The sequence below is a fragment of the Planococcus donghaensis MPA1U2 genome (assembly GCF_000189395.1).
GTDB lineage: Bacteria > Bacillota > Bacilli > Bacillales_A > Planococcaceae > Planococcus > Planococcus donghaensis_B.
Genome location: NZ_AEPB01000064.1, coordinates 67,759 through 80,480 on the forward strand (window position 1 = coordinate 67,759; position 12,722 = coordinate 80,480).

The window sequence follows — 12,722 nt, forward strand, 5'->3', positions numbered from 1 at the left end:
CAGGCTGTCCAAAAGGGTTTTCTCTTTTGGACAGCCTGTTTTATTTGGTCTTTATGTTCTTTTTAATATTCCACACTCGATTGCCTTGTCCAAAAAATACCCAGCTGTAGGGAACAAAATCATACACTAACCGGACTAGGAACCAACTGCTGAAAAACGTGATAAAAAGAGTCAGCAGCTGCCACGAATGGAAAACAATCGGGGAACCTCCTGTTATAACTCTTTCTAAAATCATGAGAAAAAATGGGTGTATCAAGTACATACCAAAAGAAACCGCGCCGATTTCTGTAATAACTTTTTGCATACGAGCTAATTTCCAAGATGCCATGAAATGAGCCACGATGAAAATTAACGCAGCTGCAAAAAAGGCGTGTGTGCTCCATGCAAACTCAGCAGTACGAGTGCTCCCCGTCCATTGATTTGTTCGGATTTCATAATAAATCGTAACGTAGAAATACAGCATGTATACATAACTCACTACAATTAACGCGATAAAAGGCCATACTTTTCGCCAATTGCCAATCCAAGCTGCCACTTTTTCATAATAGACTCCAAGAAAAGCCCCGAAAAAATAAAACAGAAAATACGATAAGGCAACCGAACCTTTCGCGGGCACTTGAAGATAAAATGAATTGATCAAAACCCATGTCCACTGAATGAGAAAACCGATCAAAATCGCATAGTTTCGAATAACAGCAAATCGTTGAAACAAGTAAAGAATGATCGGAAACATTAAGTAAAACTGAACACTGACAAATACAAAATACAGATGACTATGTGCTTTACCGGTTACTAAATCAATTAAAAACTCCTTACCCATTTGAGAGGGGTCTGTATAAATTTGATAAAAATAAGCTTTAAAGAGAAAATAAAATACGGAAAAAACCACATACGGAACCAAAATATACAATAATCGCTTTTTATAAAATTTACCGAATAAGCCAATCGATAATTTTCTTGGGTAATACGTATAAAACAAGACAAAACTGCTCAAAAAGAAAAATACAGGTGTTCCAAACTTCCCTGCAATATTAAAAAAATTATAAATGATAAAAGGGAGAGACTCTGGGGGACTGCTGACCAAACCAGTGGAAGATGAATGGACTGCAAACACTCCCAAGAGTGCAATGACCCGCGCATATTGAACTTCATCCAAATGCTTTCTTTCGAGTGATTTCATATCGTTACCGCACTTTCTTTACAATGAATTATTTTTAAAATATCAGTTTTATATTACCACGTTTTAACGCAGTAATTGGCGTAATGGCAGATTACATTTCTGTAAAGAATGTAAAGAGAATGTGTTGTAATTAGATAAGTTTGAATAATGCTATTGTTGAATAAAATTTGTCGTGCTACACTAAAAATGAATGATTTCGCTCGGTAATTGGATGTTTTTCCTATTTTTGTAATGTAGATGTACCTAGGACACAATATCCACATAAGGTTTGAGCGGATAGTTCAAAAAAATCAGAGGATGGTGTCGAATGAAGGGGAAAATGTTTAAATCAGCAGTTGCAATTGCACTGACGGCGAGTGTAGTAGGGGTTCAATCACCTGAAACAGCACAAGCAGCAGCAGGGGATTTTGAACTGACGATTATGCACACAAATGATACCCACGGAAATTTAGACAAAGTAGCAAATCGTGTATCACTAGTAAAGAAAATTCGTTCAGAACAGCCCAATAATTTATTGCTTGATGCAGGTGATGTATTTTCTGGAACGCTTTACTTTAATACATTTGAAGGCCAGGCAGATTTAACGTTCATGAATTTGATGAAATACGATGCCATGACATTCGGCAACCATGAATTTGATTTAGGAGCTAGCGAGCGTGGACATAAATCTCTTGCTGAATTTGTTGAGGGTGCTGAGTTTCCGCTTGTAGCAGCAAACGTAGATTTTTCAGGAGACACGGACATGTCTCCGCTTCAAAACAATACGTATTCAAGTGAATACAATGACGGGGAAATCTACAACGGCATCGTCAAAGAAGTTGATGGGGAGAAAATTGGGATTTTCGGTTTGACAACAGAAGAAACCGCTTCAATTTCAAGTCCTGGAAACATTACATTCTCTAATTACGTAGAAGCTGCAAAAGAAGCTGTAGCAGAATTTGAAAGCCAAGGCATTAACAAAATTGTTGCTGTAACACATATTGGTTTTGATGATTCATCAGAATTCGATAACGATCAATTACTTGCTGAAGAAGTAGAAGGAATTGACGTCATTGTGGGCGGCCATACACATAAAAAAATCGAAGAACCATTTGTTTATACAGGAAATACAGATCCAACAGTAATCGTTCAAGCTAACGAATACAATAAATTCCTCGGACAATTAGATTTAACATTTGATGAAGATGGGGTTATTACTTCACAACTTGGAAAATTACACGAAGTAGGAGCAAAAGACGTGGTTGCAGATGAAGAGGCTGCTGAACTTTTAGCACCTTACGCGGCAGAGATCGAAGAGTTAAAAAATCAATCTACGGGGGCAACAGCAGAAGTTTTCCTTAACGGTGGGCGTAACGAAGGTGGAGTACGTGCTTCTGAGACAAACCTTGGAAACTTGATTGCAGATGGTATGTTAGCAGCAGCGAAGAAAATTGATTCGGATACAGTGATGGCCGTTCAAAACGGTGGCGGTATCCGTGCATCGATTAACGTTGGTGACATCACAGTAGGCGAAGTATTAACAACAATGCCATTTGGTAACTCATTGGCGATTATGAACCTAACAGGGGCAGAATTGAAAACGGCTCTTGAACATAGTGTTCGTCAATTCCCAGCTGAAAATGGTGGATTCTTGCACGTAGCAGGAATGCAATTCTCGTTTGATGCGACAAAACCAGCTGGCTCACGTGTGACTGAAGTCAAAGTTAAAAATGGCGACACATACACAGCCTTAAACGTGAACAAATCATATAAAGTGGCAACAAACACATTTACTGCTAAAGGCGGCGACGGCTTTGCATCATTCGAAGCAGCTTACAAAGCGGGTCGTGTAAGTGAGCCAGGAAACATCGATTATGAAATGTTTATCGATCACGTAAACTCGTTAGACCAAGTAAAACCGATGATTGAAAACCGCATTAACGCAGTTACGCCAATCACGGATGTAGCGACTGATCGTTGGTCATACCCGTACATTAACGATGTATACCACAGAAACATTTTCAAAGGAACAAGCGAAACAACATTCTCACCTAAGCGTGAATTGACGCGTTGGGAAGCAGCAACGATTATCTCGCGTTTGATGAAACTGGATCCAGAAAAAGCTTCAGCATCACCATTTACGGATATTTCAGACTTACCACTTGAGCGTCAAAAAGAAATCAATGCCGTATTTGCTGAAGGCTATGTAACAGGCAAAACAGCAACAACGTTTAACCCGCGTGAAAAAATCTCGCGTGCTCATTTCGCATTGATGGTAAGCCGTGTATATGAAAAAGTTAACGGCGATTACAAAGTAGACAAATACGCTCCGTATTCAGATTACGGCCAGCACAATGCTGAAACAAAAGAAGCGATTACATTACTACATGAACTTGGAATCGTACAAGGCTATAACGGCAAATTCATGCCATCTAAGTTCACGACAAGAGAAGAAACAGCTAAAATGGTTTCATTATTCGCACCACACACAACAAAATAAGCACTAAACAAAGCAACCCCCATACTCGGCAGCAATTAGCCGAGTATGGGGGTTTTTGATTGTGTTCTTTAAAACAGTAAAGAATGAGGCTTTATAAAGGTATGTAGCAAACCGGCGGAGACTCCAGCGGGATTTCGGCGCAAGCCCGCCGGAAAGCAGAGCTGTTTTGCGGAATAGCAACCTTTAGTTTATTCAACAAAAATTGCGTTTCGCCACCTTGTGATTCGGATACTGGATCAACCAGAGTGATTCGTTGCTATCCTCACATAATTTCTTATATTAATAGGTAAGAGGATAATCATAACCAAAAGAGGTTATTGGTGAATCTTTCAAAAGAGAACCAAACACTAGCGAAGGCGCGTCCACGGGGTAGGCGAAGCGAGAAGACAGGTGGTCTTCCTGGCTTCTCGCGAGAGCCATCCCCAAAGCGACCGGAGCGATGGATTCCCACAAAAAAACTGTAGACCACTCGAATAAATCGAGTTTGTCTACAGTCTGAGCGGAGCACATAGGCTCCGCTTTCTTACTGCTCAGGCAAGCTTTCCATATACTCATCTGACAGCTTTTCAAGCTGCAAAATGCGATCGTAATCGTCACGGTATTGCTCATAATCCTCAACCGCTTTATCCGTTTCTAAATCATACGCGTTGCCATCATCAAAGTCTTTTTCAGGAATAAACAAGACCTCATCATTCCAAAACGACCCGATAGGCAAATAATAACGCGCTCCAAGCAAGTTGCTGTCGTGATTCAACAAATCTTGTCCGAATACAATTTGTTCATTCAAGGAAATCCCTAGCAAATTCGCAAGCGTCGGCATCATATCAAGCTGCCCACTCGTTTTTTCGAAAGTCTGTCCTTCATCCGTAATTCCTGGTGCATGAATGATAAACGGTACATTTAACCGATCCATCGTCCGGTATTCACGACCAAGCAATTCGCTTACTAAATCAACATCGTTTTCACTAATAGCACTTTGTTGAAGACCAAAATGATCCCCGTATATTGCAATAACGGAATTTTCATAAATGCCTTCCTGTTTTAATTCTTCGATAAAGTCATTAATGACCGTATCCATATAATTGATCGACACTAAATAATCGCCCGTTAACGAGTTGTTAAAACGCTCAGGAAGCTCTAATTGCCGATCAGCTTCAGGTAATGTAAATGGGTGGTGACTGGTTAAGCCGATCAGCTGTGCATAAAATGGTTGATCGTTGACATGATGACCACGTAAAATCGGTAACGCTTTTTCAAACATCACGCGGTCAGAAGGCCCAATGCCAATGACGTCGTCTTTTCCGAAAAATTCCCCGTAGTAATAATTGCCGATTCCAAGAGCCGGGTACAATTCATCACGGTTCCAAAAGCTAATATCGTCTGCGTGGAACGTCAAAGTTTTATAATTTTCAGCAGTCAACAAACGTGGCAAACTCGGAAATTTTTTATTGCCAAAGGTTTGAGACGTTGGATTGAACGCAACTGGGTAAAGCGATGTGTTCAATATAAATTCAGCATCTGACGTGTTTCCAGGCCCTGTTTGTTGGGCCGTATTAGGAAAATAAAAACTTTCATCAAGCAGTTTGTTCAAATGCGGCGTAACTTCGGTGCCATCAACATCTAAACCGACTGGGAAGTTTTGCATAGACTCTACTTGAATGACGATTAAATTCCGCCCTTCTGCGGCGTTAAAATAATTGCGCTCTTCTTCTGGGACAATTTCCAACTCTTTAATGCGGTTAATCTCTTCTTTTAACTCGGCTAAATTGTCTACAGAAACATTGGTTTCAATGGCGGTTAAGTTTTCAGGCCCATAATAAATCTCCAAAGCAGAGTAGTTTAAAATGCCTTTTTCTTGTGCCGCAATGACATTGTTCGAAATTGCTTCATCTTTATGAAGGTTAAAGTTGACTGCCGATACACCGACGCCTAAAACCAACAAAACCGCTAAAATGATTTTTCGGTTGAGTTGTAAAGCCGGCAAAGGGTATTTTTTGAAAACTAGTAACACAAGTAAGAACACCAAGTCTAAGAAAAATAACAAGTAAATGGGTTCTAATAATGCCGATACACTTTCATTGATCGTGCCCACTTGACCTAGCTGGAAAAGAGCAAAATACGTAACGATTCTCCCGAAAAATGAATAATAAAGAATGACGGCTAAAAACAAAATAGAAAAGAGGGTGTTGAGTATCAAGTAAAGCACCGGTTTCCAACTTGGTTTTGCCAACTCAAACAAGGAAGTGAAGATCAAAATATAGCTCAATTCCAAAACGATTGTTTGAGTCAATTCTATTTCTTGGAACAGTAAATAACGCAAAAATAAAGCTTTTAAAAAAATAATACCGGTAAAAATAAAAAAATGACTTTTGGATAAATTTAATAAAAATGAATTTTTCATAAAGAACCACCTAATGACTTGGATTTGCTGTGATTTCCTTAGGCATAACAAGGAAATTATAAAGTACAAAGCTATTGTATATTCTAGGGAAAATTTACAAGAAGTCAACAATTCCAAAGAAATACATTGAAACAAAGGAAGATATTTGGTAACGTTATGGGAATCTATGTAAAAAAAGAATGTGAGTGTGAAAAAGATGAAAAAAGCGATAATGTTAATTGCTATGTTGGCAGTTATCAGTATAGGAGCGGTTCTTGTAGTAAACGCTTTTACAGGGGAAGAAGCGGAATCACCAAACTCTTATGATGTTGTGGTGTTGAGCGGGGAACCAGAAGGTATTGTTGCAGCCATTTCTTCTGCACGCAACGGCATGCGAACGGTGTTGATCGTTGGCGAAGAAGATATTGGCGGATTGATGACTTCGGGCATGTTGAACTTTTTAGATGTTAGCTCGGATCAAAACGGTAACCCCGCGAATACAGGAATTTTCCAAGAATGGCATAAAAAAGTAGGCGGGAAAATTGGCTTTGATATTGGTGAAGCTCGAGCTGCTTTTTTAGAAATGATGGAAAAAGAAAAGAATTTAACTTTACTTGAAGGGGTCGAATTATCAGACGTCATTAAAGATGGAAAAGCATTAACGGCACTAGAAATTACGAATCGTTCAGGTGAAAAACAAACCATTCAAGCCAAACGATTTATCGATAGCTCAAAAGATGCCGATTTGGCCGTTGCAGCTGGAGCTCCATATTTTATCGGTGGACGTGATATCGGCATGGAAGATAAAAAGATGGCCGTTACGTTAATGTTCCATTTTAGCAATATCGATTGGGATCAAGTAATCCAAGCTGCAGACGAAGGTGTTTTCGGAGGTGGCGGGATTAATGGCAACGTGGCATGGGGCTTTAGTGAACTACACGATGCTTATACACCTCATTTTCCAGAACTAACGCGTTTGCGGGGCTTAAATATTGTGCGAGAAAACGATGGCAGTGTCATCATTAACGCACTCCAAATTTTCGGTATTGATGGTCTAGATGAAAACGAAAAACAAAAAGCCATTGAAATCGGGAAAACAGAAACCCAATACATACTTGCATACTTAAAAGAAAACTTCCCAGGATTTGAAAACGCTGAAATAGCCAGTTACCCGGATCAACTGTATATTCGAGAAACAGTTCACGTTCAATCTGAGTACCAATTGCCACTAAGCGATGTGTGGGAAAACAAAGACCATTGGGACAGAATCGGTTTTGGCGCATATCCAGTAGACGTTCAAGCCACTTCAACGAACGACTATGGTTATGTGTACGGCAAACCCGTTCAATACGCAATTCCATTTCGTTCACTCGTACCATTAGAAGTTGAAAACTTACTCGTGGCCAGCAAAGCTTCAGGTTATAGTTCGTTAGCTGCTGCAAGTGCGCGCGTTTTACCAGCCGGCATGACAGCTGGCCAAGCAGCAGGAGCTGCCGCTGCCATTTCGATCAATGAAGAAAAGAGCTACCGCGACATGGCAGCTGACCAACAATTGATCGAACAATTGCAAGCCAAGCTGAAAGTTCAAGGAGCAAACCTGTACGCCTTTGAAGAGTCGTTTCCTTATGAAGGCGAGTGGTTTTACCCAGGCATTCGTACGTTACTAAATTACGGTTTAGTTGTTGGAGGCTACGAAAACCAGTTGCCTGTTGAAAAAACGATGAAAGAAATTTCGTTTGCCAATATTTTGAGCAACGGTGTTCAGCGCATCACCAATGCAGAGGCAGAAGCGTTACAAGAAAATCTTGATGTGTTCCGCTCAACGATTACAGAAGAACAAGAATTGACAAGAAACAAAGCGGCACAAATGGTTCTTGCCCTGCACGGCGTAGAAGTAGAAGAGCAAGCTGCGTGGGAAGCTTTAGCAGAACGCAATTTAACAGATGATGTAATCTCTGAAAAATTGGATGAAAACAAAAGCTTAACCGGTGCAGAAGCGTATTATTTAGCAGGTATTGTGTTAGAAGATATTCAATAATCAAAAACCCAGTTCTTGAGAACTGGGTTTTAGACTGGAGACAAAGCCTTATTAAACTGAATAGTGATGGCTAGTCTTCAATTGAGCTGGCCACTTCGCTTTCCGTGGGCTCAGCTTCAGTCTCCTCGTCACTGAAAACCCATGCTCCTGCATCGCTGCGCTAGCTTCGTCGCAAAAGCTTGTCCTCGCAGGCTTCGGCCAATGCTATTCCTGCGGGGTCTTCAGCTTTCGCTCTCCCACAGGAGTCTTCGTGGCCAACCCAATTGAAGGCTTCTTGCTACGAATAAAGTGAGGTTCTTTAGTACGCTTCATATTAAAAGTAACTTATGAAAAGGTTTTTCTCTACTCACTCCAGGATTCGGAGCACCAAGTGGCGAAGGGCAAAGATATGCTCCTGCATCGCTGCGCTAGCTTCGTCGCAAAGCCACTGCCCGAAGTCCCTTCGGTCACTGACTTTCCAGCGGAAAAACGAAGTGATGAGACCCCGCAGGAGCTTGCGACGAGGAGGCTCAGCGCTGAGTCCGCGGAAAGCGTCCACTTGGTGTGGAGAATCCTATATGCAAAAAATGAGTAAGTATTCTTTCCTTTCCCTAGAAATGTGAATTTACACAGAAATATAGCGAATTAACAAGAAAATTACAAAAACTATATAAAGCGCTTACACAAGTCGGTTATAATAGATAGGCACCAAAAAAAATTAGTCAGGAGTGAAGAACTTGTCTAAACATGCATTCGGTAAGATTTTGTTAAGCTTAGTGTTAGTTTTATCGGCGGCACTGCCTTATTTGGCAACGTCGGCAACTGCAGCAGAACCGATTACGGTAGCAGAAGCCATTGCCAATAACTCAGGAACCGCCACGGTGAAAGGCTATATAGTTGGTACTGCAAGTAGCAAAACCAATTACGATCAAGAAGCACCTTTTACATCTGCTTCAAATGTAGGGCTTGCTGATTCGGCGGATGAAACCGATCCAACGAAAATATTGCCGGTTCAATTGCCTTCTGGTTCGATCCGTGCAGGTTTGAATTTAGTGGATAACCCTACTAACTTCAAAGCACAAGTCACCATTACAGGATCACTAGAAACTTATTTCCAAACAGCAGGTCTAAAATCTCCAACAGCTTTCACCATCCTTGCGCCTGGTGAAACACCACCAAAAGCGACTGTTGTCGATTCACTTGCACAAGCACGCACGATGAATGGGGAACTGATTCAAGTTGATGCGACCGTTACCACTGGAACTGGATTCTGGGGCGGCAAAGCATTTTACATCCAAGACGACACAGCCGGAATGTATGTTTACACTTCAAGTGCAACCGTTGCACCAGGAGACACTGTTCGTTTAGTAGGTGTTGTTTCTGAATATAGCGGTGAGTTGCAACTTCAACCGAATACAATAGAAGTTCTTTCTTCAGGAAATCCATTACCAGCATTACAAACTGTAGCGCCAACAGGTGTCAATGAAGACACACAAGGCGAACGCATTGAATTGCAAAAAGTGACAATCACTGGGTTACAAGCTACAAACTCTTACGGCACGTTCGAGTTTTCGGCAGTAGCGGAAAACGGCGAAGCGGTAACAATTCGTAACGATAACCGGAACGGCTTGAGCTTTGAGCAGTTTACAAAGCAGTATAAAGAAGGCGACCTAATTCATGTAACAGGAATCGCTTCAAAATTTTATGATTCGTACCAAGTGAAAACACTTGGCTTAGAGAGCTTTGACCTTGTTAACAAACCAGCTGTTTATGTAAATGTCTTTCCAGGTGTCGTTTCTGAAGGCACTGAAATCACATTAGCTTCTGGTTGGGAAAACGCCGATGTGTATTACACACTTGATGGATCAACACCAACAGCGGCAAGCACAAAATACACAGCACCAATTGTTTTGCAAAAAGACGTAACGATTAAAGCAATTGCAATTGCTGACGAAACGTCTGAAATCTTCACATTCAAATACACGGTGTTGAAAACAGGAGACTTAAAAATCCGTGACATTCAAGGCACGGATCATTACTCAAATTATCAAGGCGTAATCGTCAATGAAATTGTTGGTGTCGTCACACATATTTATAATGGATCAAACTTCGTTATTCAAGACACGAATCCTGATGACGACATCACAACGTCAGAAGCATTAATGGTCAATAAAGGATCCCATGGTCTCGAAGTTGGAGATTTAGTTACAGTTAACGGAACAGTAGAAGAACATTTCCAAGAAGGCTATCGAGAAATGAAAGACACTGATTTACCAATTACGCGCATTCGCGCAACAAACGTAACTAAAACAGGAACAGCTTCTCTACCAGCACCAATTGTTATTGGAGAAGATGTTCAACCACCATCTGAACTGATCGACAACGATGGCTTAACGTCATTTGATCCAAACGAAGACGGCATTGATTTTTGGGAATCCCTAGAATTGATGCGTTTAGCTGTACCAAACGCACAAGTGGTTGGGCCGCAAAAATACGGAGAAGTCATCGTAATTGCCGAAAACTCACCGAACACAGAATTCCATAAACAAGGCGGGATTTTGCTGTCTGAAAATGATTACAACCCAGAACGCGTAATTGTCGATTTTGACAATGAAAGCTTTGTAGCTAAAGCTGGCGACTCGTTCGACGGCACGATTACCGGAGTACTAGGCTTTGGGTTCGGGAATTACAAACTATGGTCTAGAGAAAGTGACCTTCCACAATTAGTAGACGGCGGTACAAAGCCAGAACAAACGTGGATTTCAAAAGATGAAGAAAAGCTTACAGTAGCCGCATATAATGTAGAAAACTTTTCAGCAGACCCAAATCATACGTCTGATGCAAAAGCTCAACGCATTGCAGAATCATTTGTAAACGACTTAAATTCACCAGATATTATCGTTATGGTAGAAGTACAAGATAATGACGGTCCAATTACGTCAGGAAATAGTGATGCGACTGCAAGTTATGAACGTTTAATTGCAGGCATTCAAGCGGCGGGCGGTCCAACATACGAATGGACTGACATCGCACCTGAATACAATCAGGACGGCGGACAACCAGGCGGGAATATTCGCGTAGGTTACTTATACAACCCAGAACGCGTAATCCTTTCTGAAGGAACAAAAGGCACAGCAACTGAAACAAACTCGTGGGTAGACGGCGAACTTGCATTAAACCCAGGACGCGTTCAACCAATCGCAATGCCAAACACACGTAAACCAATCGCGGCACAATTTGATTTCCAAGGCGAGCAAGTGGTAGTGATTGGTGCACACTTAAACTCTAAAGGTGGAGATCAGCCATTATTCGGCAAGAACCAGCCTCCATTCTTTGGCTCTGTTGAAGAACGCATCGAACTTGCAACAGCGATTAATGGCTTTATCGCAGAAGGACTTGAACAAAACCCGGACCTTAATGTAATTGTTGCAGGTGACATGAACGATTTCGAATTCACACCAGCATTACAAGCATTAAAAGGCGATATTTTAACAAACAAAGTCGAAGACGTACCATTAGAAGATCGCTATTCGTATTATTACCAAGGAAATTCACAAGTACTCGATCACTTACTTGTAACGAACAACTTGGCACAACGCACGGAACTAGATATGGTGCACATTAACGCAATGTTCATGGAAGAACATGGTCGCGCATCCGATCACGATCCATTACTGGCACAAATTTCATTTGAAAAACCAGCAGTTCCAGGCGAACAAACAGCAAAACCGGATCTTTCAGGAGACCAAGCAGTAGTCACTGCTGGCGAACCAGATGAAAACGGTGAACTTGCAATTACGTTCACAGAAGGAACCGTTGCGAAATTGCTTGAAAGCGGAAAAGACTTGCTGATCGATATGCCAACAGCTGATTTAACCTTATCAGTGAGCAATCTACAGCAAATCGCAAACGCCGCTGGAGAAGGGTTTGTCTTAAACCTAGCCTTGGACGACGCAACCGAAGTCGACAAACGCCCTACTTTAACAAATCAAATCAACATGGTCTTAACAGATGCTGCAGGAAACGAGCTTCCATTGAAATTCACTTCACCGGTTACACTGGTATTTGACACAACAAGTGACATCAAAATCCAGTTTGGTGCCCGTGAAGATGACAAAGGCAAATGGAAAATCATCCAAGGCGAATTGGCCGGCAATGTATTCACACTTAGCATCAACGAGCTAGGCAACTACACAGTCGTTACCAATAAAGGCCAGATGAAGAAGAAATAATAATGAAGCAACAAGCCCCACTCGAAAAATCGAGTGGGGCTTGTTTTTTGTTTCATCCGGGTGTTTGACATCTATACCTTAACCTTTCTCATCTTTACTAAAGTGTGTCACTTTTACACACGAATTTCTCGAAATCTTACTCGCTGGCTGTGAGGGAGACCAGTATAGAAAGTGACTCTTTCTATCTGAAGCTGTTCGCCACGCGAACAGTTTCCAACCATTTTTTGAACTTGTGATAAATCAAATTTAGATGTAGAAAAGTGGTGTGCAGGTTGAGAATTTTGAAATTCAGATAAAGAGCTGAAAAAGTCATATAAAGACGTCAAAAGTTCAGGTAAGGAGAGAAAAAGTTCATGTAAGAGAATCGCATTCATGTAAAGAGTCAAAAAAGTCATGTAAAGGCGTCAAAAGTTCAGGTAACAGGTGAAAAAGTT

5 protein-coding genes are annotated in these 12,722 nt (G+C 41.2%); 3 read left to right on the plus strand and 2 right to left on the minus strand.

What is annotated here, in order from left to right; translation table 11 throughout:
- Positions 1 to 40: 40 nt before the first annotated feature.
- Positions 41 to 1,180 (minus strand): acyltransferase, encoded by a 1,140-nt coding sequence (locus GPDM_RS15990; RefSeq protein ID WP_008433073.1) that lies wholly within the window; start codon positions 1,178 to 1,180, stop codon positions 41 to 43.
- 307 nt (positions 1,181 to 1,487) lie between these two features.
- On the opposite strand from GPDM_RS15990, the gene GPDM_RS15995 reads away from it, so the two are divergent.
- On the plus strand, positions 1,488 to 3,659 hold the full coding sequence (locus GPDM_RS15995; RefSeq protein ID WP_008433074.1) for a 5'-nucleotidase C-terminal domain-containing protein: 2,172 nt from the start codon (positions 1,488 to 1,490) through the stop codon (positions 3,657 to 3,659).
- A gap of 523 nt (positions 3,660 to 4,182) precedes the next feature.
- On the opposite strand, the gene GPDM_RS16000 is transcribed toward GPDM_RS15995, so the two are convergent.
- Positions 4,183 to 6,060 (minus strand): LTA synthase family protein, encoded by a 1,878-nt coding sequence (locus tag GPDM_RS16000; RefSeq protein ID WP_008433076.1) that lies wholly within the window; start codon positions 6,058 to 6,060, stop codon positions 4,183 to 4,185.
- A 196-nt stretch (positions 6,061 to 6,256) separates the two neighbouring features.
- Between GPDM_RS16000 and GPDM_RS16005 the strand changes: the two genes are divergently transcribed.
- Together GPDM_RS16005 and GPDM_RS16015 are read left to right on the plus strand one after the other, a co-directional pair.
- Positions 6,257 to 8,077, plus strand: coding sequence for an FAD-dependent oxidoreductase (locus GPDM_RS16005; protein ID WP_008433077.1), 1,821 nt, complete (start codon positions 6,257 to 6,259; stop codon positions 8,075 to 8,077).
- Positions 8,078 to 8,784: 707 nt separating this feature from the next.
- Complete coding sequence (locus GPDM_RS16015; RefSeq protein ID WP_237704173.1) at positions 8,785 to 12,288, plus strand: DUF6359 domain-containing protein; 3,504 nt, start codon at positions 8,785 to 8,787, stop codon at positions 12,286 to 12,288.
- The last annotated feature ends 434 nt before the right edge of the window (positions 12,289 to 12,722 follow it).

Excerpts from the sequence above, each read along its gene's own strand:
- GPDM_RS16000 (WP_008433076.1), bottom strand. The coding sequence starts at position 6,060 with ATGAAAAATTCATTTTTATTAAATTTATCCAAAAGTCATTTTTTTATT.
- GPDM_RS15995 (WP_008433074.1), top strand. The coding sequence starts at position 1,488 with ATGAAGGGGAAAATGTTTAAATCAGCAGTTGCAATTGCACTGACGGCG.
- GPDM_RS16005 (WP_008433077.1), top strand. The coding sequence starts at position 6,257 with ATGAAAAAAGCGATAATGTTAATTGCTATGTTGGCAGTTATCAGTATA.
- GPDM_RS15990 (WP_008433073.1), bottom strand. The coding sequence starts at position 1,180 with ATGAAATCACTCGAAAGAAAGCATTTGGATGAAGTTCAATATGCGCGG.